The 21,982-nt window shown below is 69.7% G+C and carries 22 protein-coding genes; 20 read left to right on the forward strand and 2 right to left on the reverse strand.

All coding sequences use genetic code 11. From position 1 onward, the window contains the following. The first annotated feature begins 16 nt into the window (after nucleotides 1-16). The 10 genes from QZH52_RS31265 to QZH52_RS31310 all read left to right on the forward strand — a co-directional run bounded on the left by QZH52_RS31265 (nucleotide 17) and on the right by QZH52_RS31310 (nucleotide 11,359). Entirely contained in the window at nucleotides 17-970 is a 954-nt protein-coding gene (locus QZH52_RS31265) for a tripartite tricarboxylate transporter substrate binding protein (protein ID WP_301814954.1), read from the forward strand. Then, nucleotides 967-2,256: a 3-isopropylmalate dehydratase large subunit gene (locus tag QZH52_RS31270; RefSeq protein WP_286534077.1), complete on the forward strand. Its 1,290-nt coding sequence runs from the start codon at nucleotides 967-969 to the stop codon at nucleotides 2,254-2,256. Before QZH52_RS31265 ends, QZH52_RS31270 begins: the two co-directional genes overlap by 4 nt. Next, a complete protein-coding gene (locus QZH52_RS31275; RefSeq protein ID WP_301814956.1) occupies nucleotides 2,253-2,750 on the forward strand; it encodes a LeuD/DmdB family oxidoreductase small subunit in 498 nt (165 codons plus the stop codon). The genes QZH52_RS31270 and QZH52_RS31275 overlap by 4 nt, the downstream gene beginning before the upstream one ends. Beyond that, nucleotides 2,747-4,447, forward strand: a complete 1,701-nt coding sequence (locus QZH52_RS31280) for a hydantoinase B/oxoprolinase family protein (RefSeq protein WP_301814958.1) — start codon at nucleotides 2,747-2,749, stop codon at nucleotides 4,445-4,447. Before QZH52_RS31275 ends, QZH52_RS31280 begins: the two co-directional genes overlap by 4 nt. Further along, a complete protein-coding gene (locus QZH52_RS31285; protein WP_286534074.1) occupies nucleotides 4,444-6,498 on the forward strand; it encodes a hydantoinase/oxoprolinase family protein in 2,055 nt (684 codons plus the stop codon). The genes QZH52_RS31280 and QZH52_RS31285 overlap by 4 nt, the downstream gene beginning before the upstream one ends. Next, entirely contained in the window at nucleotides 6,495-7,109 is a 615-nt protein-coding gene (locus QZH52_RS31290; RefSeq protein WP_301814962.1) for a cysteine hydrolase family protein, read from the forward strand. The genes QZH52_RS31285 and QZH52_RS31290 overlap by 4 nt, the downstream gene beginning before the upstream one ends. Beyond that, nucleotides 7,106-8,536, forward strand: a complete 1,431-nt coding sequence (locus QZH52_RS31295) for an FAD-dependent oxidoreductase (protein ID WP_301814965.1) — start codon at nucleotides 7,106-7,108, stop codon at nucleotides 8,534-8,536. Before QZH52_RS31290 ends, QZH52_RS31295 begins: the two co-directional genes overlap by 4 nt. Continuing rightward, entirely contained in the window at nucleotides 8,526-9,389 is an 864-nt protein-coding gene (locus tag QZH52_RS31300) for an isocitrate lyase/PEP mutase family protein (RefSeq protein ID WP_301814967.1), read from the forward strand. The genes QZH52_RS31295 and QZH52_RS31300 overlap by 11 nt, the downstream gene beginning before the upstream one ends. 66 nt (nucleotides 9,390-9,455) lie before the next feature. Next, the gene (locus QZH52_RS31305) at nucleotides 9,456-10,439 is read left to right on the forward strand and encodes a Bug family tripartite tricarboxylate transporter substrate binding protein (RefSeq protein WP_301814968.1); all 984 of its coding nucleotides are present in this window, start codon (nucleotides 9,456-9,458) and stop codon (nucleotides 10,437-10,439) included. Nucleotides 10,440-10,459: 20 nt separating this feature from the next. Then, nucleotides 10,460-11,359 (forward strand): NAD(P)-dependent oxidoreductase, encoded by a 900-nt coding sequence (locus QZH52_RS31310; RefSeq protein ID WP_301814971.1) that lies wholly within the window; start codon nucleotides 10,460-10,462, stop codon nucleotides 11,357-11,359. A 20-nt stretch (nucleotides 11,360-11,379) separates the two neighbouring features. Here the strand turns inward: QZH52_RS31310 and QZH52_RS31315 are convergent, their stop codons facing one another. Next, nucleotides 11,380-12,288: a LysR substrate-binding domain-containing protein gene (locus tag QZH52_RS31315; RefSeq protein ID WP_301814973.1), complete on the reverse strand. Its 909-nt coding sequence runs from the start codon at nucleotides 12,286-12,288 to the stop codon at nucleotides 11,380-11,382. Between the two features lie 140 nt (nucleotides 12,289-12,428). Here QZH52_RS31315 and QZH52_RS31320 point away from each other — a divergent pair, with 140 nt between their 5' ends. From QZH52_RS31320 to QZH52_RS31360, 9 genes are all read left to right on the forward strand, one after another. Further along, a complete protein-coding gene (locus QZH52_RS31320; protein WP_301814975.1) occupies nucleotides 12,429-13,121 on the forward strand; it encodes a substrate-binding domain-containing protein in 693 nt (230 codons plus the stop codon). A 60-nt stretch (nucleotides 13,122-13,181) separates the two neighbouring features. After that, nucleotides 13,182-14,210, forward strand: coding sequence for an amidohydrolase family protein (locus tag QZH52_RS31325; protein ID WP_301814977.1), 1,029 nt, complete (start codon nucleotides 13,182-13,184; stop codon nucleotides 14,208-14,210). A gap of 165 nt (nucleotides 14,211-14,375) precedes the next feature. After that, nucleotides 14,376-15,059, forward strand: coding sequence for a 4-carboxy-4-hydroxy-2-oxoadipate aldolase/oxaloacetate decarboxylase (ligK, locus tag QZH52_RS31330; RefSeq protein WP_301814979.1), 684 nt, complete (start codon nucleotides 14,376-14,378; stop codon nucleotides 15,057-15,059). Between the two features lie 29 nt (nucleotides 15,060-15,088). Further along, complete coding sequence (locus QZH52_RS31335; protein ID WP_286372898.1) at nucleotides 15,089-16,087, forward strand: Bug family tripartite tricarboxylate transporter substrate binding protein; 999 nt, start codon at nucleotides 15,089-15,091, stop codon at nucleotides 16,085-16,087. Between the two features lie 4 nt (nucleotides 16,088-16,091). Then, nucleotides 16,092-17,012 carry an amidohydrolase family protein gene (locus QZH52_RS31340; protein ID WP_286372899.1) on the forward strand — a complete coding sequence of 307 codons (921 nt, stop codon included), beginning with the start codon at nucleotides 16,092-16,094 and terminating at the stop codon, nucleotides 17,010-17,012. After that, complete coding sequence (gene ligA / locus QZH52_RS31345; protein ID WP_286372900.1) at nucleotides 17,012-17,452, forward strand: protocatechuate 4,5-dioxygenase subunit alpha; 441 nt, start codon at nucleotides 17,012-17,014, stop codon at nucleotides 17,450-17,452. Before QZH52_RS31340 ends, ligA begins: the two co-directional genes overlap by 1 nt. A 1-nt stretch (nucleotide 17,453) precedes the next feature. Continuing rightward, nucleotides 17,454-18,323: a class III extradiol dioxygenase subunit beta gene (locus tag QZH52_RS31350; RefSeq protein WP_301814984.1), complete on the forward strand. Its 870-nt coding sequence runs from the start codon at nucleotides 17,454-17,456 to the stop codon at nucleotides 18,321-18,323. Continuing rightward, on the forward strand, nucleotides 18,320-19,276 hold the full coding sequence (locus QZH52_RS31355; RefSeq protein WP_301814985.1) for a Gfo/Idh/MocA family oxidoreductase: 957 nt from the start codon (nucleotides 18,320-18,322) through the stop codon (nucleotides 19,274-19,276). The genes QZH52_RS31350 and QZH52_RS31355 overlap by 4 nt, the downstream gene beginning before the upstream one ends. A gap of 8 nt (nucleotides 19,277-19,284) precedes the next feature. Further along, on the forward strand, nucleotides 19,285-20,292 hold the full coding sequence (locus QZH52_RS31360) for an aldo/keto reductase (protein WP_301814987.1): 1,008 nt from the start codon (nucleotides 19,285-19,287) through the stop codon (nucleotides 20,290-20,292). A 16-nt stretch (nucleotides 20,293-20,308) separates the two neighbouring features. On the opposite strand, the gene QZH52_RS31365 is transcribed toward QZH52_RS31360, so the two are convergent. Beyond that, the gene (locus QZH52_RS31365; protein WP_301814990.1) at nucleotides 20,309-21,115 is read right to left on the reverse strand and encodes a PaaX family transcriptional regulator; all 807 of its coding nucleotides are present in this window, start codon (nucleotides 21,113-21,115) and stop codon (nucleotides 20,309-20,311) included. A 74-nt stretch (nucleotides 21,116-21,189) separates the two neighbouring features. On the opposite strand from QZH52_RS31365, the gene QZH52_RS31370 reads away from it, so the two are divergent. Next, nucleotides 21,190-21,972, forward strand: a complete 783-nt coding sequence (locus tag QZH52_RS31370) for a crotonase/enoyl-CoA hydratase family protein (protein ID WP_301814993.1) — start codon at nucleotides 21,190-21,192, stop codon at nucleotides 21,970-21,972. The last annotated feature ends 10 nt before the right edge of the window (nucleotides 21,973-21,982 follow it).

The raw sequence follows: 21,982 nt of genomic DNA on the forward strand, positions 1-21,982 counted from the left end.
CCCACAAGGAAAGACCATGAAACGCAGAGACATCCTCATCGCCTCCGTGACAGCGCTGGCCGGCACCGCCCGGGCCCAGATCGGCAACACGCCGATCCGCCTGCTGGTCGGCGCGCCGGCCGGCGGTTCGACCGACACCATCGCCCGCACCCTGGCGGCCGGCATGGGCCCGGTGCTGGGCCGCACCGTGATCGTCGAGAACCGGCCCGGCGCCGGCGGCAACATCGCCGCCGAGGTCGTCGCCAAGGCCCCGCCCGACGGCAACACGCTGCTGCTGAGCTTCACCAGCCATGCGATCAATGCGACGCTCTATCCCACGCTGCCCTTCGATCCGGTCAAGGACTTCACGGCCCTGAGCTGCATCGCCACGTCGCCGTCGATCCTGGTCGCCCATCCGTCGGTGCCGGCCGACAACGTGCGCGAGCTGATCGCGCTGGCCAAGGCCAAGCCGGGCCAGCTCAACTTCGCCATCGGCGCGCTGGGCTCGTCGCTGCACATGGCGGGCGAGGCCTTCAAGATGCAGTCGGGCGTCTACATCGTGAACATCCCGTACCGGGGCACCGCGCCGGCCGTGCAGGACGTGCTCGCGGGCCAGGTGCAGCTGATGTTCGCGGCGGTCGGCAACGTGCAGCAGCACATCAAGGCCGGCAAGCTGAAGGCATTGGGCGTGACTTCGGCCAAGCGCCTGCCCGAGTTTCCCGACCTTCCGGCCATCGCCGAGACCTTGCCCGGCTACGAATCGAGCGCCTGGTTCGGCCTGTTCGGGCCGGCGCGCATGCCGGCTGAAACCACGCGCCGCCTGGCGGATGCCGCGCGGCAGGCGATCGCCGAGCCGGCGATGCGCAAGCGCTTCGACAGCGAGGGCGTGATCGCGGTCGGCAATACGCCCGAGCAGTTCGGCCCCTTCGTCCAGAGCGAGATCAAGCGCTGGGCCCAGGTGGTCAAGTATTCAGGCGCGAGGCCCGAATGACCGCGCCTGCCGTCACCCTCCAGCCGGCGCCGCAGACGCTGGCGCAGAAGCTCATCGCCCGTGCCTGCGGCCGCGCGGCGGTCGCGGTCGGCGAGATCGTGACCTGCGCGGTCGACCTGGCGATGTTCCACGACTCCTCGGGGCCGCGCCGGCTGCAGCCGATGCTGGAGGAACTCGGGGCGCAGATCTGGGACCGCTCGCGCATCGTGCTGGTGATGGACCACTACGTGCCCGAGCGCGACGACGACTCTCGCCGCATCGTGCGCATCGCCCGCGACTGGGCCCGCGACCAGCGGCTGCCGCATGTCTACGACAGCCAGGGCATCTGCCACGTGGTGGTGCCGCAGCACGGCCACATCCGTCCCGGCATGCTGTGCGTGGGCGGCGATTCGCATTCGCCCACCGGCGGCGCCTTCGGTGCCTACATGTTCGGCATCGGCAGCACCGAGATGCTCGGCGTGGTGGTCAGCGGCGAGATCTGGCTGCGCGTGCCCGAGACGATCCAGATGTGGTGGGACGGCCGGCTGCCCGCGGGCGTCACGGCCAAGGACATGATGCTGCACATGCTGGCGCGCTTCGGCATGAACGGCGGGCGCTACCAGGCGGTCGAGTTCTGCGGGCCGGCGGTTGCGGCACTGTCGATGCAGGAGCGCATGACGCTGTCGAACATGAGCGCCGAACTCGGTGGTCAGGTGGGACTGATCGCGCCAGATGCGACCACCTCGGCCTTCCTTGCCGAAGCCGGCGCGCCGGCGATCGACACGGCGCCGTGGTTCACCGACGAAGGCGCCGAGCTGACGCGCCATCGCTTCGACGCATCGGCGCTCGAACCCTATGTGGCGGCGCCGCACAGCCCGGCCAACGCGCACGGCGTGAGCCACTACCTCGGCACGCCGATCGACGTCGCCTATGTCGGCGCCTGCACCGGCGCCAAGCTCGAGGACCTGCGGGCCGCGGCCCAGGTGCTGCGCGGCCACAAGGTGGCGGCCGGCGTGCGCCTGATCGTCGCGCCGGCCAGCCTGCAGGACCAGCAGCGGGCGCGCGACGAGGGCGTGCTGCAGTCGCTGCTCGACGCCGGCGCCGAGCTCTTTCCCACAGCCTGCGGCGCCTGCTCGGGCTACGGCGACCCGATGGGCGACGACATCACAGTGATCTCGACCACGGCGCGCAACTTCAAGGGCCGCATGGGTTCGCCCACGGCGCAGGTCTACCTGGGCTCGCCGTACACCGTGGCTGCGGCGGCGCTGCGCGGCTGCGTCACCGACCCGCGCGAGGTGCTGGCATGACGGCGCACCGCGTCTGGCGCCTCGGCGCCGATGTCGACACCGACGCATTGGCGCCGGGCCATGCGATGAAGCACGGCATCGACGTCATCGCCCGCCATTGCCTCGAAGCCGTGCGGCCCGAGTTCGCCCGCGAGGTGCGGCCCGGCGACCTGATCGTGGCCGGGCCGAATTTCGGCATCGGCTCGTCGCGCGAGCAGGCGGCCGCGGTGCTGGTGCACCTGGGCGTGGCGGCGGTGATCGCGCCTTCGTACGGCGGGCTCTATTTCCGCAATGCCTTCAACCTCGGCCTGCTGCTGCTGACCTGCCCCCAGGCCGAGACGCTGCAGGACGGCGATCGCGTCGAACTGGACCCGGCGCACCCCTCGGTGGTGGCGCCCGATGGCCGGCTGCTGGCCTGCGAGCCGGTGCCCGGATTCCTGATGGACATGGTCCGCGCAGGCGGCCTCATGAAGCAGCTGCGGCAACGCTTCGGCAAAGAAAGATCCCAACCATGAACGACTCCCCCCCGACCCCGATGGACCCGGTCACGCTCGCGGTGCTGCGCGGCCGCCTCGAACAGGTGGCCGACGAGATGGATGCGACGCTCTACCGCAGCGCCTTCAATCCGATCATTGCCGAGGCCCACGATGCCTGCCACGGCCTCTATGACGCCGACAGCGGCGACACGCTGGTGCAGGGCAAGTCGGGCCTGCCGGTGTTCGTCGGCGCGATGGCCTTCGCGGTGCGCGCGACTGCCGCCGCCGCGGCGCCGCGCGGTGGCATGAAAGATGGCGACATCTGGATCAGCAACGACCCCTACGACGGCGGCACGCACGCCAACGACTTCAAGCTGGTGCGGCCCTTCTTCCGCGACGGCCGGCTCTATTGCTACATGGCCTCGGCCGCCCACTGGCACGATGTCGGCGGCGCGGTGCCAGGCAACTACAACCCGGCCGCCACCGAGTGCTGGCAGGAGGCCGTCCAGATCCCGCCGGTGCGCATCGTGCGCGACGGCGTGCTCGACCAGGACGTGCTGGCGATCCTGCGCGCCAACACGCGGCTGCCCGAAAGCCTCTGGGGCGACCTCAACGGCCAGCTCGCCGCGCTCGAACTCGGCGCCAGGCGATTGCACGGCCTGCTCGACGAGTACGGCGATGCGCCGGTGCTGCAGGCCATGGGCGAGCTGCGCAGCCGCGCGCTGCGCCTGATGCGCTCGCACATCGCCTCGCTGCCCGACGGCCGCTACAGCTTCGAGGACGTGCTCGACAACGACGGCATCGTCAACGAGCCGCTCACCATCGCGCTCGACATGACGGTGGCCGGCGACCGCCTGCTGCTCGACTTCTCGCGCACCTCTGCGCAGTGCGCGGGGCCGGTGAACATCTCGCGCGCGACAGCGATCGCGGCCTGCTACGTGGCGCTGAAGCACCTGTTCCCGGACGTGCCGGCGAATGCCGGCGTGCTCGATGCGGTGGACTTCGTCCTGCCAGACCGCCTTGTGATCAGCGCCGAGCGGCCGCGGCCGGTCGGCGGCTACACCGAGACCATCCTGCGCATGATCGACGTGATTTTCAGCGCCGCCGCCCAGGCCGATCCGACGCGCGCGGTGGCGCAGGCCTACGGCACCATCAACGCGCTGTCGATCGCGGGCCACCGCAGCGACGCCGGGCGCGAGGGCCAGCGCTGGGTGATGTTCAGCTTCTTCGGCGGCGGGCATGGTGGCCATGCCGGCGGCGACGGGCTCTCGCACGGCAACGCGCCGATCTCCACCGCCACCATCCCGCCGCTCGAAATCCTCGAGGCGGCCTACCCGGTGCGCTTCACCGAATGGTCGCTGCGCGCCGATTCGGGCGGCGATGGCCGCCATCGCGGCGGCCTCGGCGCGGTCTACGAGATCGAACTGCTGGAGCAGGAGGCCGAAGCCTTCGTCTTCGGCGAGCGCGGCACCTCGCCGCCCAAGGGCATCGCGGGCGGCGGTGCCGGCGCAGTGAACGTCTTCCGCTACGAGAACGACGGCGCCTGGCACGTGCCGCCGATGGTGTCGAAGATGCGTGGCATCCAGCTCGTTCGCGGCCAGCGCGTGCGCCTCGAAACCCCCGGCGGCGGCGGCTGGGGCAGCGCCGCCGAGCGTGCGCCCGAGCAGCGCGAGCGCGACCTGGCCATGGGCTATGTCAGCGCCGCCGCCGATGCAACCAAGAAAGCTTCCGAATGACTTCCCCAAGCCAATCCCTGGTCGTCGGCGTCGATGTCGGCGGCACCTTCACCGACCTGTTCGTGCTCGACGAGTCGAACGGCACGGCGCGCATCGTCAAGGTGCCGTCGACCCGCGGCGAGGAAGCCCGCGGCTTCATGAACGGCGTGGCCCGCGTGGCCGACTCGGCCGCCGCCATCGCCACCATCGTGCACGGCACCACGGTCGGCACCAATGCGCTGCTCGAACGCAAGGTGGCGCGCACCGGCATCATCACCACGCGGGGCTTTCGCGATGTGCTCGAGATGCGCCGGCGCGACCGGCCCCAGACCTGGGGCCTGCGCGGCAGCTTCGTGCCGGTGGTGCCGCGCGACCTGCGGCGCGAGGTCGACGAGCGCGTGCTGGCCGACGGCACGCTCCATACGCCGGTCGACCTCGACCAGGTCCGCGCCGAAGCCCGCGCGCTGCTGCAGGCCGGCTGCGAGGCGGTGTGCGTGTTCTTCATCAATACCTACGCCAATCCCGAGAACGAGCGGCTGGCGGTCGCGGCGGTGCGCGAACTGTGGCCCAACGCCCATGTCACCTCGGCCTGCGAAGTGCTGCCCGAGATCCGCGAATTCGAGCGCTGCTCGACCGCCACGCTCAACGCGGCGCTGCAGCCGGTGGTCGGCAGCTACCTCGAGCGGCTCGAGTCGGACCTGCGCGGCCAGGGCTTCGACGGCGAACTGCTGGTGGTGCAGAGCAACGGCGGCGTGATGTCGCGCCAGACCGCCAGCGACCTGCCCGTGCGCACCGCGCTGTCGGGCCCGGCGGCCGGCGTGATCGCCTGCGCGGCGATCGCCCGGGCGGCCGGCTTCCCGAATGCGATCACCGGCGACATGGGCGGCACCTCCTTCGACGTTTCGCTGGTCGCCAACGGCGAGGCCGCGCTGGCGGCGCAGACCGCGATCGAGTTCGGCATGGTGATCCGCTCGCCGATGATCCAGATCGAGACCATCGGCGCCGGCGGCGGCTCGATCGCCTCGGTCGACGCCAGCGGCATGCTGCAGGTCGGTCCCGAATCGGCCGGCAGCATCCCGGGCCCGGCCTGTTACGGCCGCGGCAACATGCGCCCGACCGTGACCGATGCCAACGTGCTGCTCGGCCGCATCGCCGCCGACCGGCCGCTGGGCGGCGGACTGCTGGCGGCGCTCGATGCGGGCAAGTCCTTCGAGGCGATCGAGACGCATGTCGCGAAGCCGCTCGGTCTCGACGTCCACCAGGCGGCGGAGGCGATCCTCACGGTCGCGAACGCGCGCATGGCCGGCGCGATCCGGCTGGTGTCGATCGAGCGCGGCCACGACCCGCGCCGCTTCGCCTACATGCCCTTCGGCGGCGGCGGCGCGCTGCACGTGTGCGCGATGATGCGAGAGGTCGGCGTCGCCATCGGCATCGTGCCGCGCTACCCCGGCGTGACCTCGGCGCTGGGCTGCGTGATCGCCGACATGCGGCACGACGCGGTGCAGACCCTCAATCGCCCGCTTGACGAACTCGACGTCGCGCAGCTCGCGCGGCGCATCGCCGAGCTGGCGGCGTCCTGCCAGCAACGGCTCGATTCCTCGGGCGTGCGCTTCGACGAAGTGCGCGAGGTGATCGCGCTCGACATGCTCTATGCCGGCCAGACCCACACGCTGCCGGTGGTGCTCACGGCCGCCACCGCGCAGGCGTTGACCCGTGAAGGCATTCGCACGGCCTTCGAGGCCAGCTACAGCGCCGCCTTCGGCCGGGTGCTCGACGGCATCGGCATCCGCGTGATGAACCTGCGCTACGCGCGCATCGGCGTGCGGCCCAAGTTCGACCTCGCCGTGCTGGCGCCCGAAGGCGAGGGCAGCGTCGCCCCGCTGGGCACGCAGCGCGTGTTCCACGCCGGGCAGTGGCACGAGGCGCTGCGCTTCGCGCGGCTGGCGCTGCCGGTCGGCGCGCGTGTCGACGGCCCGGCGATCCTCGAGCAGGCCGACACCACCGTCTGGCTCGAGCCCGGCTTCCATGCCGAGGTCGATGCGCATGGCAATTTGCTGGTGAGGCTGTCATGAGCGATGCGGCGGCCATCCGCGGCGCGACCACGGCGCTGATCGTGATCGACCTGCAAAACGACTTTCTCGATGCCCGCGGCGCCTATGCGCGCGGCGGCGACAGCAACCCGCCTGCGCTGCTGCTGCCCGACCGCGTGGCGGCGGTGGCGCGCGCGCTCAAGACCGTCGGCGGCCTGGTCGCCGCGAGCCAGTTCACGCTGTGGCCCGATGCGGCCGGCGAGCCGATGGTCTCGCCGCACCTGAAGGCGCTGCGCCCGTACCTGCGCAAGGGCGACTTCGCACCGGGCAGCTGGGGCCAGGCCAACGTCGACGTGCTGGCCGGCCTGGTCGACGTGGCGGTCAGCAAGGTCGCCTACTCGGCCTTCTTCAACACCCAGCTCGACTGGGTGCTGCGCCGCGCCGGCATCGACACCGTGGCCGTGTGCGGCATCGTCACCAACGGCGGGGTGGCGAGCACGGTGCGCGATGCCCACATGCGCGACTACCGCACGCTGGTGCTGGCCGACGGCTGTGCGGCGTTCGGCGAGGAGCGGCACCGGACCTCGCTGGCCGACATGGCCAACGTGGCCGAGGTGACGGACTGCGCGGCGTTCGTGCAGGGGCTGGCATGAGCGTCTCGAGCGCGGCACCGGAGCGCCGGGTCCGGCGCGCGGCACGGATCGATGCCGAGATGCAGGTCGGCGTCGCGATCGTCGGCGCCGGTGCCTGCGGGCTCACGGCAGCGCTGATGCTGCACGACGCGGGCATCGAATGCGTGGTGCTCGAACGCGACGCCGTGCCGAGCGGATCGACCGCGCTGTCCTCGGGCTTTATTCCGGCGCCCGGCACGCTTGCCCAGCGCCGGCAGGGCATCGAGGGCGACAGTCCTGCCCGCTTCGCGGCCGACATCCAGGCCAAGGCCCATGGCCGGGCCGCGCCAACGCTGGTGCAGGCGTACGCGCAAGCCGCCGGTCCGGCACTTGACGCGCTGCAGGCCAGGCATGGCCTCGACTGGATCGTGCTCGATGGCTTTCTCTATCCCGGTCACAGCGTCCATCGAATGCACGCGCTGCGGCAGAAGACCGGGGCCGCCCTGATGGCCGGCTTGCAGGCGGCCGTCGAAGCCTCCGGCATCCCGGTGCTGACATTGGCCCTGGTCGACACGTTGTGGCTCGATGAGTCAGACCGAGCGATCGGCGTCGGCTACCGCCGCCCCGACGGCCGCGAGGAAACGCTGGGTTGCGACGCGCTGCTGCTGGCTTGCAACGGCTTCGGCGGCAATGCGGCGATGGTGCGCGCGCTGCTGCCCGAGATGGCCGAGGCCGCCTTCGGTGGCCACGTCGGCAACGACGGCAGCGCCATCCTTTGGGGCCAGGCGATCGGTGCGCGGCTGCGCGACCTCGGCGGCTACCAGGGGCACGGCTCCTGGGTCACGCCGCAGGGCGCGCTGATGTCCTGGGCCGTGATGATGGAAGGCGGGGTGCAGATCAACCGCGAGGGCCGCCGCTTCCATGACGAGACGCAGGGCTACTCCGAGGCCGCGGTGCATGTGCTGGCGCAGCCGGGCGGCGTGGCCTGGAATGTCTTCGATGCGCCGCTGCTGGATCTGGCGCGCGGCTTTCCCGATTTTTGCGAGGCCGAGGCGGCCGGCGCGCTCAGGCGCTGCGACGGCATGGCCGAACTGGCGGCCTGCATCGGCTGCGATGCGGCCACGCTGCAATCGACGCTCGACGGGCTTCGCGCCGGCGCCGTGCAGGGCGATGGCCGTGTGTTCGCGCGTCCACTGGCCGCGCCGTATTTCGCGGTCAAGGTCACCGGTGCGCTGTTCCATACCCAAGGCGGCCTCGACGTCGGGTCCGATATGCGGGTCCTGCGCCAGGACGGCACGCCGCTGCCCAATCTGCTGGCCGCCGGCGGCGCCGCGGGCGGCGTGTCGGGCGATGCGGTCTGGGGCTATCTCTCGGGCAACGGACTTTTGAGCGCGGTTGCCGGCGGCTACATCGCGGCGCACACGGCCGCTGCGCTCATCGATGAAAGGAAGGCTTTCCATGGCCGATGAAACATTCAAGGCGCGCCTGGCGCGCAACGACATTGTTCTGGCGCCGGGCGTCTACGACGCGTTGAGCGCGCTGGTGGCCGAGCAGGCCGGCTTCGAGGCGCTGTACCTGTCGGGTGCCTCGATCGCCTACACGCGGCTCGGGCGCTCCGACGTCGGGCTCACCACCTTCACCGAAGTGGAGGACACGCTGGCGCGCATCACCGAGCGCGTGGGCCTGCCGGTGATCGTCGATGCCGACACCGGCTTCGGCAATGCGCTCAACACCCAGCGCACCGTGCGCGGCTTCGAGCGCACGGGCGCCGCGATGATCCAGATCGAGGACCAGGGCTTCCCGAAGCGCTGCGGCCATCTGGACGGCAAGACCGTGGTGCCGCAGCGCGAGATGGTCGGCAAGCTCAAGGCGGCGCTCGACGCGCGCGCGTCGGCGCAGACCTTGATCCTCGCGCGCACCGACGCGGTCGCGGTCGAGGGACTCGATGCTGCGCTCGACCGCGCGCAAGCCTATCTCGAGACCGGTGTCGACGCGCTCTTCATCGAGGCGCTGCGTTCGCCCGCGCAGATGGACGCCGCCTGCCAGCGCTTCGCCCATCGCGTGCCGCTGCTCGCCAACATGGTCGAGGGCGGCAAGACGCCGGTGCAGGATGCCGACGCGCTGCAGGCGCACGGCTTTCGCATCGCGATCTTCCCGGGCGGCACGGCGCGCGCGGTGGCGCACACGCTGCAGGGCTACTACGCGAGCCTGCAGGCGCACCGCACGACGCTGCCATGGCGCGACCGGATGCTGGATTTCGACGGGCTCAACGAGTTGATCGGCACGCCGGAGCTGATGGCGGCGGGGCAACGCTACGAGTAGCCGGGCACGCGGGGGCAGGGTGCTTCGGCCTACACTGGCCGTCATTTTCCAGCCCTTGCGTCTGCCATGAGATCCACCCGCCGTTCGTTCCTGTTGTTGCCTGCCGCGCTCGGTGCGGCGGCGTGCTGGCCCTTGGCCGCCCACGCCGACAGCCGCGACACCCAGCCGATCCGCCTCGTCGTGCCCTTCGGTGCCGGCGGCGTCGCCGACCTCACGGCCCGCGTGGTCGGCAAGGCGATGGCCAGCCAGCTGGGCCAGCCGGTGGTGGTCGACAACCGCCCCGGCGCCGGCGGCGTGGTGGCCGGCACGATGGTGGCCAGCGCGGCGCCCGACGGCCTCACGCTGCTGCTGATGAGCAACGGCACCGCGGTCAGCGAGGGCCTGTTCCAGAAGCTTCCGTTCGACACCCGCAAGGACTTCGCGCCGATCTCGCTGCTCGGCTATTTCGACCTCGCGATCGTGGTGCCCGAGGCCTCGCCGCTGCGCAGCCTGGCCGACCTGGTCGCTGCGGCCAAGGCGCGTCCCGGCGGGCTGAACATCGGCACGGTGAACGTCGGCAGCACCCAGCACCTGTCGGCCGAGCTGTTCAAGAGCCGGGCCGGCATCGATGTGCAGGTCGTGCCCTTCAACGGCACGCCGGCAGTGGTGACGGCGCTGCGCAGCGGCCAGATCGATGCCGCGGTCGAGATCCTGTCGCCGGTCATGCCGCAGATCACGGGCAAGGCGCTGCGCGCGATCGCGGTCATGGGCGAGCGCCGCAACCCGGCATTGCCGAACGTGCCCACGGCGGCCGAGGGGGCGGGGCTCAAGGGTTTCGACGTGCGCTCCTGGAATGCGCTGGCCGCGCCCGGGAAGACGCCGCGCGAGCGGGTCGACCGGCTCAATCGCGCCGTGCGGGCCGCGCTGGCATCGGCCGAGGTGCAGCAGCAGCTGGCAACCCTCAACGTCCAGCCGCGGGCCGGCACGCCCGAGGAACTGGCCGCGCTGCTCGACAGCGAGATCCGGCGCTGGAGCGGCGTGATCGCCGCGGCCGGCATTCCACGGCAATAGATTTCTCGAAGGGGACTGGCATGCAGCTCGAACACATCGGCCTGATCGGCTATGGCGAGGTCGGCAAGATCTTCGCGTTCGGACTCAAGGACAAGCTCGGCGTCCGCACGGTCGGCGCCTGGGACCTGAAGTTCATCGATCCCGCGCGCCAGACGGCGGAGCAGGCGCACGCCGCGCAGGCCGGGGTGGCGGCGCACCCGTCCATGGCGGCGGTGTGCCAGGCCAGCACGCTGCTGATCTCCGCGGTCACGGCGTCGAACACGCTGGGCGTGGCCCGGGAGGCCGCGCCGCACCTGCGGCCGGGCACTGTTTTCCTCGACCTCAATTCGGCCTCGCCCGGCACCAAGCAGCAGTGCGCGGCGCTGGTCGAAGCCGCCGGCGCGCACTACGTCGAAGCCGGCGTGATGACCTCGGTGCCGCCCTACGGGGTCCGCGTGCCGATGCTGCTCGGCGGCGAGCGCGCGGCCGCATTGGCCGAGGCCTTGTCCGCCTGGGGCCTCGACGCCCGGGCGGTGAGCGAGCGCCTCGGCGTCGCCAGCGCGATCAAGATGAGCCGCAGCGTGATGATCAAGGGCCTCGAGGCGCTGGCGATCGAGAGCTACGCCACTGCGCGCGCCTACGGCGTCGAAGACCATGTGCTGCCGACCCTGCAGGAGACCTTTCCGGGCATCGACTGGAGCCGGCAGGGCGCCTACTTCTTCAGCCGCGTGGTGCAGCACGGCCAGCGCCGGGCCGAGGAGATGCGCGAGGCAGCCAACACGGTGCGCGAGGCCGGCTTCGTGCCGCTCATGGCCTCGGCCATCGCGGACAAGCAGCAATGGGTGGCCGACCAGGCCAAGGCCGGCGTGTTCGAAGGACTGGCCAAGGACGCCCCCTGGCAGGACTACGCCGACCGCTTGCTGGCCGCGCGCAAGGACTGAGCGGCGGCGGACTGAGCCCGTCAGCCTCGCAGCAGCGCTTCGCCGGTCTTGCGGATCAGCTCCAGCGTCGCCTGCTGCGTCAGCGTGGCGCGGCGCAGCGCGCTGACCGCGGTGAAGACCGGGATCTGCAGCGGCGGCGACACGATCTCCCGCAGGGTGTAGGCCGAGGGATTGATCGAGCGGATCACCGCGTTGCGCGACAGGATCGCGAACCCGGCGCCGTCGGCCACCAGGTCGAGCATCGCCGAGACGCCGTCGATCTCGAGCGCCACCCGCGGCGTGCAGCCGACGCCGGCCATCTCCGACTCGACGTACATCCGGATCGCATTCGGCCGGCTCGGGATCACGAGCGGAAGGCGGGCCACTTCGGCCAGCGACAGGGGGGCCGGCGGCGGATCTTCCTGCAGGCCCGGCGGACGGCGGCCGACCAGCAGCAGCGACTGATCCAGCAGCCGCTGTACATCGAGGCCCGGCATCGGGCGGGCGTCGTAGAGCACGGCGATGTCCAGGCCGCCGTGCAGCAGCTGGTCCTGCATCGCGGTCGACAGGTTCTCGCTGATCGACAGCTGGGCCTGCGGCATCTGCTCGCGGAAGGCGCGGGTCAGCGGCACCGTCAGCGCGCGCGCGATGCTGGGCGGCAGGCCGACCGCCACCCGGCCGGCCAGCGAGCCGCGCACCCGGTCGAGCTCTTCGCGGGCGCGTTCGACCTGATGCAGGATGCCGCGCCCATGGGCCAGCAGCACCTGGCCGGCTTCGGTCGGCGTGGCGCCGCGGCCGTTGCGCACCAGCAGGTTCTGCCGCAGTTCGACCTCGAGCAGGCGCACCTGCCGGCTCAGCGCGGGCTGCGCCACCTTGAGCGCCACCGCGGCACGGGTGAAGCTGCCCAATTCGGCGACGCGGACGAAATACGCGAGTTGCTTCAGGTCCAAGCTTCATCTCCGGGATCAGCGTCGGATGATATGCCGTTTTGTTCTAGCTGCTAGTGGCTTATGGCGAATCCTGCAGGGCAATACGGTCGCAAAATCCGGCCCATCGAGCCGAGCACCGGCACGGAGACAAGGCGAAAAGCATGCAGAAGACCGCAATCAAGGGTATTTCGTCGATGGCCACCCGCCAGGTGCTGGCCGACCTCGTCGTTGCGTTCCAGGCTCGTTCGGGCGCCGCGGTCCTGATCGAATCGGTCGGCGGCGTGGATGCCGCCAAACGCGTGCAGGCCGGCGAGGCTTTCGATGTGGTGGTGCTGGCCTCCGACGCGATCGACAAGCTGATCGCCGCCGGCCGCGTCGATGCCGGCAGCAAGACCGACCTGGTGCGCTCGGGCGTCGCGGTGGCCGTGAAGGCCGGCGCGCCGCACCCCGACATCGGCTCCGAGGACGCGCTGCGCAGCGCGGTGCTCGCCGCACGCAGCCTCAGCTATTCCACCGGTCCGAGCGGCGTCGCTCTGGCCGCCCTGTTCGAGCGCTGGGGCATCGCCGAAGAGATCAAGCCCCGCATCGTCCAGGCCCCGCCGGGCGTGCCGGTCGGCACGCTGGTCGCGCGAGGGGAGGTCGAACTCGGCTTCCAGCAGCTCAGCGAACTGATCCACGTCCAGGGCATCGACCTGCTCGGCCCGATGCCGGCCGCGATTCAGATCGTCACGACTTTTTCAGGCGGCGTCTGCAGCGGATCGGCCCAGGCCGAGACCGTGCGTGCGATGCTGGCTTTCATGGCATCGGCGGAGGCCGATGCGGCGAAGCGGGCGCAGGGGATGGAGCCCTGCTGAGTCTTACTGAGACCTTGCGGGACAGATCAAGAAACAACTGACTAAATAGGAGCACACCACATGATCATCGACGTCCACGGTCACTACACGACCGCCCCCGCTGCACTCGGCGCCTGGCGCGACCTGCAGATCGCCGGCCTCAAGGATCCGTCCAAGGCCCCCAAGGCCGCGGACCTCAAGATCAGCGACGACGACATCCGCGAGACCATCGAGAGCAACCAGCTCAAGCTGATGAAGGAACGCGGCTCCGACCTCACCATCTTCAGCCCGCGCGCCAGCTTCATGGCGCACCACATCGGCGACTTCAACACCTCGTCGACCTGGGCCGCCATCTGCAACGAGCTCTGCTATCGCGTGAGCCAGCTGTTCCCGGACCACTTCATCCCGGCGGCGATGCTGCCGCAGTCGCCCGGCGTCGACCCCAAGACCTGCATCCCCGAGCTGGAGCGCTGCGTCAAGGAATACGGCAACGTCGGCATCAACCTGAACCCGGACCCGAGCGGCGGCCACTGGACCAGCCCGCCGCTGAGCGACCGCCAGTGGTACCCGATCTACGAGAAGATGGTCGAGTACGACATCCCCGCGATGATCCACGTCAGCACCAGCTGCAACCCGGCCTTCCACACCACCGGCTCGCACTACCTCAATGCCGACACGACGGCCTTCATGCAGTGCCTGACCTCGGACCTGTTCAAGGACTTCCCGACGCTGCGCTTCCTGATCCCGCACGGCGGCGGCGCGGTGCCCTACCACTGGGGCCGTTTCCGCGGCCTCGCGCAAGAACTCAAGAAGCCGCTGCTCGACGAGCACCTGCTCAACAACATCTACTTCGACACCTGCGTCTACCACCAGCCGGGCATCGACCTGCTGAACACGGTGATCCCGGTCAAGAACGTGCTGTTCGCCTCCGAGATGATCGGCGCCGTGCGCGGCATCGACCCGACCACCGGCCACTACTACGACGACACCAAGCGCTACATCGAGTCGAGCAAGATCCTGAGCGACGCCGACCGGTTCCAGATCTACGAAGGCAATGCGCGCCGCGTGTTCCCGCGGCTCGACGCCGCACTCAAGGCCAAGAATCTGTGAAACACCCCCCGATGCGCCTGCGGCGCCTCCCCCCTCAAGGGGGGCGATACCAGCGGCCCGGCAAAGCCGGTTCCGCGGTATCCCTGACCTCGGTCGCGCCGGTTTCGTGCGGCATCGGTCTTGTGACGGCCTGTTGGAAAACCGATATTTAAAGGAGACATGACCATGTACGAACTCGGAGTCGTCTATCGCAACATCGAGCGCACCGACCGCGTCACCGCCGACGCCCTGGCCAAGCTCGGCTCGGCCACGGTGCACGAGGCCATGGGCCGCGTCGGCCTGCTCAAACCCTACATGCGGCCGATCTATCCCGGCGCGCAGGTGTCGGGCACCGCGGTCACGGTGCTGCTGCAGCCCGGCGACAACTGGATGATGCATGTGGCGGCGGAGCAGATCCAGGCCGGCGACATCGTGGTGGCGGCGGTCACGGCCGAATGCACCGACGGCTACTTCGGCGACCTGCTGGCAACCAGCTTCCAGGCCCGCGGCGCCCGCGCTTTGATCATCGATGCCGGCGTGCGCGACGTGAAGACGCTGCAGGAGATGAACTTCCCGGTCTGGAGCCGCGCGATCTCGTCCAAGGGCACGATCAAGGCCACGCTCGGCTCGGTCAACATCCCGGTGGTCTGCGCCGGCATGCTGGTCACGCCCGGCGACGTGATCGTGGCCGACGACGACGGCGTGGTCTGCGTGCCCCGCGCGATGGCGGCGAAGGCGCTCGAAGCGGCCGTGGCGCGCGAGGCCAACGAGGGCGCCAAGCGCGAGAAGCTGGCCTCCGGCGTGCTCGGCCTCGACATGTACAAGATGCGCGAGCCCCTCGAGAAGGCCGGCCTGCGCTACATCGACTGATTTCCTTTCATCCTCACCTGAATCTCATCATGCAAGTCACTCGACGTCTTCTCGCGACCCGCGCCCTCGCTCTCACCGCCGGCGCACTGACCGCCGCGGCGCTGCCCATGGGTGCCTTCGCGCAGCAGTTCCCGACCAAGGCGGTGCGCATCATCACGCCGTTCCCGGTCGGCGGCGGCCCCGATGGCGTCGCCCGCCTGGTGGCCGACAAGCTCTCGCGCGCCTGGGGCCAGCCGGTGGTGGTCGAGAACCGCCCGGGCGGCAACGGCTTCATCGCGATCGACGCCTTCAAGCGCGGCGCCAAGGACGGCCACGACATGATCGTGCTCGACAACGTGCACCTGGCAGCCTACCCGGCGCTGTTCAAGAAGCTGCCCTACGACCCGGTGAAGGACTTCGACACGCTGCTGCCGCTGTTCAAGACCTACTTCTTCTTCACGGTCGCGACCGACAGCAAGTACAAGACCGTCGGCGACATCATCGCGGACGCCAAGGCCAACCCGGGCAAGCTCAACTTCGGCTCCTGGTCGATCGGCAACCCGGTGCACCTGGGCTCCGAGCTGTTCGCGAGCACCGCGGGCATCAAGATGGAGCACGTGCTCTACAAGGAAACCACCCAGCTCTACACCTCGGTGTCGACCGGCGAGCTGGCCTTCGCGCTCGGCAGCGCCGCCACCGCGGGCCCGCTGCAGCGCGCCGGCAAGCTGCGCTTCCTGGCCGTGACCGCTCCGCAGCGCAACGCCGCTTTCCCGGACGTGCCCACGGTCGGCGAATCCGGTGGCCCGAAGGGCTTCGAGGTGACCGGCTGGAACGCGATCGCGGTGCCGCCGGGCCTGCCGCCGGCAGTCACCGACAAGATCAAGAAGGACATCGAGACCGCGCTCGCGAGCCCGGACGTGCTGGAGAAGTTCAAGAGCTTCGGCTACGAGCCCTTCCCGCAGACGCGCGACCAGTTCAACCAGTTCGTCAAGGCCGAGACGCAGCGCTTCGGCGACGTGATCCGCAAGGCCAACATCTCGCTGGACTGACGCCATGACCGAGAAATTCACCAAGACCCCGGGTTGGCTCGACTGGTACGCCGGCCCCTCCAAGCCGCGCTTCAAGGTGCCGGCCGGCAGCGTCGATGCGCACTGCCACGTGTTCGGCCCGGGCGACCAGTTCCCGTTCGCCCCGGAACGCAAGTACACGCCCTGCGATGCATCGAAGGACCAGCTGTTCGCACTGCGCGACCACCTCGGCTTCGACAAGAACGTGGTCGTCCAGGCCACCTGCCACGGCGCCGACAACCGCGCCATGGTCGATGCGCTGAAGGCCTCCGGCGGACGTGCCAAGGGCATCGCCACGGTCAAGCGCAGCATCAGCGATGCAGAGCTCAAGGAGCTGCACGACGCCGGCGTGCGCGGTGTGCGCTTCAACTTCGTCAAGCGGTTGGTCGACTTCACGCCCAAGGACGAACTGCTGGAGATCGCCAGCCGCATTGCGCCGCTGGGCTGGCACGTGGTGATCTACTTCGAGGCGGTCGACCTGCCCGAGCTGTGGGACTTCTTCACCGCGCTGCCGACCACCGTGGTGGTCGACCACATGGGCCGCCCCGACGTCAGCAAGCCGATCGACGGCCCCGAGTTCGAGCTGTTCCTGAAGTTCATGCGCGAGCACACCAATGTGTGGAGCAAGGTCAGCTGCCCCGAGCGCCTGTCGCTCACCGGCCCGAAGGCATTGAACGGCGAGCAGGCGGCCTACCAGGACGTCGTGCCCTTCGCCCGCAAGGTGGTCGAGAGCTTCCCCGACCGCGTGCTGTGGGGCACCGACTGGCCGCACCCGAACCTCAAGGACCACATGCCCGACGACGGCCTGCTGGTCGATTTCATCCCGCAGATCGCGACCACCGCCGAGCTGCAGCGCAAGCTGCTGGTCGACAACCCGACGCGGCTGTACTGGCCGGAGCTGAAGTAATGTCACTCGAGAAACCCTACAAGGACGTGCCCGGCACGACCATCTTCGACGCCGAGCAATCGCGTCTGGGCTATCACCTGAACCAGTTCTGCATGTCGCTCATGAAGGCCGCCAACCGCGAGCGCTTCAAGGCCGACGAGCGGGCCTACCTCGACGAGTGGCCGATGACCGAAGAGCAGAAGCTCGCGGTGCTGGCGCGCGACCTCAACCGCTGCATCGCGCTCGGGGGCAACATCTACTTCCTGGCCAAGATCGGCGCCACCGACGGCAAGAGCTTCCAGCAGATGGCCGGCAGCATGACCGGCATGACCGAAGAGGAATACCGCGACATGATGATCAAGGGCGGCCGTTCGGTCGAGGGCAATCGCCGCGTCGGCGAGGACGGCACTGCGCAGGCGCATCGGCAGCCCCAGGGCGCCGCAGGAAAAAAAGGCAACTGACATGGCCCGCATCACCGCATCCGTCTACACCTCGCACGTGCCCGCCATCGGCGCCGCGCTCGACCTCGGCAAATCGCACGAGCCCTACTGGCAGCCGCTGTTCGCGGGCTACGACTTCTCCAAGCAGTGGATGAAGGACAACAAGCCCGACGTCATCTTCCTGGTCTACAACGACCACGCGACGGCCTTCAGCCTGGACATGATCCCGACCTTCGCGATCGGCACCGCCGACTCGTACCAGCCGGCCGACGAAGGCTGGGGCCCGCGCCCGGTGCCGACCGTCATCGGCCACGCGCCGCTGGCCTCCCACATCGCGCAGAGCGTGATCCAGCAGGACTTCGACCTCACCATCGTCAACAAGATGGACGTCGACCACGGGCTCACGGTGCCGCTGTCGCTGATGTGCGGCCAGCCCCCGCAGTCCGACTTCCGCTGGCCCTGCCCGGTGATCCCCTTCGCGGTCAACGTGGTGCAGTACCCGGTGCCGAGCGGCCGCCGCTGCTTCATGCTGGGCCAGGCGATTCGCCGCGCTGTCGAGTCCTACGACGAGGACATCAATGTCCACATCTGGGGCACCGGCGGCATGAGCCATCAGCTGCAGGGTCCGCGCGCCGGCCTGATCAACGCCGAGTGGGACAACAAGTTCCTCGACCGCCTGATCGCCGACCCCGACGGCCTCTCGAAGGTGCCGCACATCGACTACGTGCGCGAAGCCGGCTCCGAGGGCATCGAGCTCGTGATGTGGCTGATCGCACGCGGCGCGATGGCCGACGTCGCCGGCGGCAAGCCGCCCAAGGTGGCGCACCGCTTCTTCCATGTTCCCGCGTCCAACACGGCCGTGGGCCACCTCATCCTGGAGAACCAACAATGACCAAGACCATCAAGGTTGCCCTCGCCGGTGCCGGCGCCTTCGGCATCAAGCACCTCGACGGCATCAAGAAGATCGACGGCGTCGAAGTCGTCTCGCTGGTCAGCCGCGAACTCGACAAGACCCGAGAAGTGGCGGCCAAGTACGGCATCGGCCATGTCACGACCGACCTCGCCGAATCGCTGGCGCTGAAGGAGGTCGACGCCGTCATCCTCTGCACGCCGACCCAGATGCACGCCTCGCAGAGCATCGCGGCGCTCAAGGCCGGCAAGCACGTGCAGGTCGAGATCCCGCTGGCGGATTCGCTCAAGGACGCGCAGGCCGTGGTCGACCTGCAGAAGCAGACCGGGCTGGTCGCGATGTGCGGCCACACGCGCCGCTTCAACCCCAGCCACCAGTGGGTGCACAAGAAGATCAAGGCCGGCGAGTTCAACATCCAGCAGATGGACGTGCAGACCTACTTCTTCCGCCGCACCAACATGAACGCGCTGGGCCAGGCGCGCAGCTGGACCGACCACCTGCTGTGGCACCACGCCGCGCACACGGTCGACCTGTTCGCCTACCAGGCCGGCAGCCCGATCGTGAAGGCCAATGCGGTGCAGGGCCCGATCCACCCGACCCTGGGCATCGCGATGGACATGTCGATCCAGCTGCAGGCGGCCAACGGCGCGATCTGCACGCTGTCGCTGTCCTTCAACAACGACGGCCCGCTCGGCACCTTCTTCCGCTACATCGGCGACACCGGCACCTACATCGCGCGCTACGACGATCTGTTCACCGGCAAGGAAGAAGCGATCGACGTCTCGAAGGTGGACGTGTCGATGAACGGCATCGAGCTGCAGGACCGCGAGTTCTTCGCCGCGATCCGCGAAGGCCGCGAGCCGAATTCGAGCGTGGCGCAGGTGCTGCCCTGCTACCAGGTTCTGCAGCAGCTCGAACAGCAGCTGCAGAGCTGAGCCACGCCATGCACACGCGTCAACTCGGCCCCTTCTCGGTCAGCGCGATCGGCCTCGGCTGCATGAACCTGAGCCATGCCTATGGCGTGCCGCCGTCGGCGGAGCAGGGCGAGCGGCTGCTGCTGGCGGCGCTGGATGCCGGCGTGACCTTGTTCGATACTGCGGCGCTGTATGGCTTCGGGGCCAACGAGCAGTTGGTCGGACGGGTGTTGAAGCCGCACCGCAGCGCCTTCACGCTGGCCAGCAAGGGCGGCATGGCGGGTGTGCGCGGCGACGATGGCACGCTGCGCCGCGTGATCGACGGCCGCCTGGCCACCTTGCGCCGCAACTGCGAAGACAGCCTGCGGAACCTGCAGACCGAGGTCATCGATCTCTACTACCTGCATCGCTGGGACAAGTCGGTGCCGATCGAGGACTCGGTCGGCGAGATGTCGCGCCTGGTCGAAGAAGGCAAGGTGCGCGCGCTGGGTCTGTCGGAGGTCTCGGCCGCCACGTTGCGCCGCGCGCATGCGGTGCACCCGATCGCCGCGGTCCAGAACGAATATTCGCTCTGGAGCCGCAACACCGAGATCGGCGTGCTCGATGCCTGCCGCGAGCTGGGTACTGCGCTGGTGGCCTTCAGTCCGCTGGCGCGCGGCTTCCTGTGCGACGTGCTGCACGACGTGTCGACGCTCGACGCCAAGGACATCCGGCGCGCGATGCCACGCTTCTCGCCCGAGAACTACGCGCGCAACCTGGCGCTGCTGCCGGCCTACAAGGCGCTGGCGAAAGAGGCCGGCTGCACGCCGGCGCAGCTGGCACTGGCCTGGCTGCTGTCGCGCGGCGAGCATGTCATCCCGATTCCCGGCACGACCAGTCTCGCCCACCTGAATGAAGACCTGCAGGCCGAGCAGGTCCGGCTGTCGCCCGAACTGGTTGCGCGGGTCGACGCGGTGATCAACCAGCGCACCGTGAGCGGTGCGCGCTATGGCGCGCAGAGCAGCACCGAGGTGGATACCGAGGTGTTCGAGGACTGAGAGGCGAGCTGGCCGATCAGCCGGCCAGCACCTCTCGCCAAAGCTCACGCGCCCGCGCCTGATAGCTGCGCGTCGCCTCGATCAGCGCCCGCCGCGGCGCGCCGGGCTGGATCGCCTCGGGCAGCAGCGGATCGCGCACGATGCCGCGGATCACCGTGCGCCCCACCAGCAGCGTCTCGCGGGCCGCCGCCTCGGGCGCCAGGCGCGGCAGGCGCGCGTTGCTGTCCTCGATCAGCTTCAATGCGCCGCGATAGGCGGCGGACAGTGCCTCAACGTCCCACAGCGCCCGCATTCGCGCAGCGGCATCGGCGTCGAAGCCGCTGCCGCCGAACACCAGGCTGCCCGCCGCCAAGCCGAGCCGGGCCAGCGCCGCGCGCATCGCCTCGGCGCCGCCGTCGAGGTTGTCGGGCCGCACCGAGAGGCCCGCGGCCAGCGTGCGAAACCCGTTCAGGTCGAGCGCCCGCAGGTGGTGCCGCCAGGCGGTCTTGTCGCTGCGCGGCACGTCGCCGTCATGCACCAGCAGCCAGCCGCCGGCCCAATGGCCCATCCGGCTCTCCTTCTCGAACCAGTGCTGCACCTCGTAGTGCACCGAGTTGCCCAGCAGCTGCACGGCATAGCAGCCGCGTCCGGTCTTGACGATCCGATCCTGGCCCAGCAGGCGCGTCAGCGCCACCCGCACGCTGGGCGTGCTGAGTCCCATGATCTCGCCCGCGCGCGCGAGCGTCTGCACCGTCATGTGCGGCTCGGGATGGGTGATCAGCAGGTCGAGCACCAGGTCCGCAGCCGAAGGTTCGCCTTCTTCGATGTTATGAATTATGTCCATCTAGGTGAAAACGTGTAATCTTTCTTATTCTGCCGTCTATATCATTTTCATTGAAATATCAATGGAGAAAGCGAATGGCGGGTTCTTTCATCCGTACCGAGGTCGACGGCCCAGTGTGCACGATCATCCTGGACCGCCCCGCGGTGCGCAACGCGGTCGACGGCCCGATGGCGATCGATCTGCGCCGCGCCTTCGAAGCCTTCGAGGCCGACGACACGCAGCAGGTGGCGGTGCTGTGGGGTGCCGGCGGCCATTTCTGCGCCGGTGCCGACCTGAGCGCCGTCGGCGATCCTTCACGCCGCCACGAGCTCGATCCCCAGGGCGGCGGCAGCGGGCCGATGGGCCCCTCCCGCATGGCGCTGTCCAAGCCGCTGATCGCCGCGGTCAGCGGCTATGCCGTGGCCGGCGGCCTCGAACTCGCGCTGCTGGCCGACCTGCGGGTGGTCGAACGCGATGCGGTGTTCGGCGTCTTCTGCCGCCGCTGGGGCGTGCCGCTGATCGATGGCGGCACGGTGCGGCTGCCGCGCATCGTCGGCATGGGCCGGGCGCTCGACATGATCCTGACCGGCCGCCCAGTGGGGGCCGAAGAAGCGTTCGCGATGGGGCTGGCCAGCCGCCTGGTCGACCCAGGCACTGCGCGCGAGGCCGCCGAGGCCCTGGCGCGCGAGATCGCTGACTTCCCGCGCCGCTGCATGCTGGCCGATCGCGCGTCGGCCTATGGCCAGTGGGATCTCCCGCTGGCAGAGGCGCTGCGCGCCGAAGGCGCCCAAGGCGTTCCGGTGGTGTTCGAGGAAGCCGTGGCGGGCGCCGCCCGCTTCGTCCAGGGCGCCGGCCGCCACGGCAGCTTTGGCAAATAGGAAGGCGAAC

This window comes from Variovorax ginsengisoli, assembly GCF_030486595.1.
Lineage (GTDB): Bacteria > Pseudomonadota > Gammaproteobacteria > Burkholderiales > Burkholderiaceae_C > Variovorax > Variovorax ginsengisoli_B.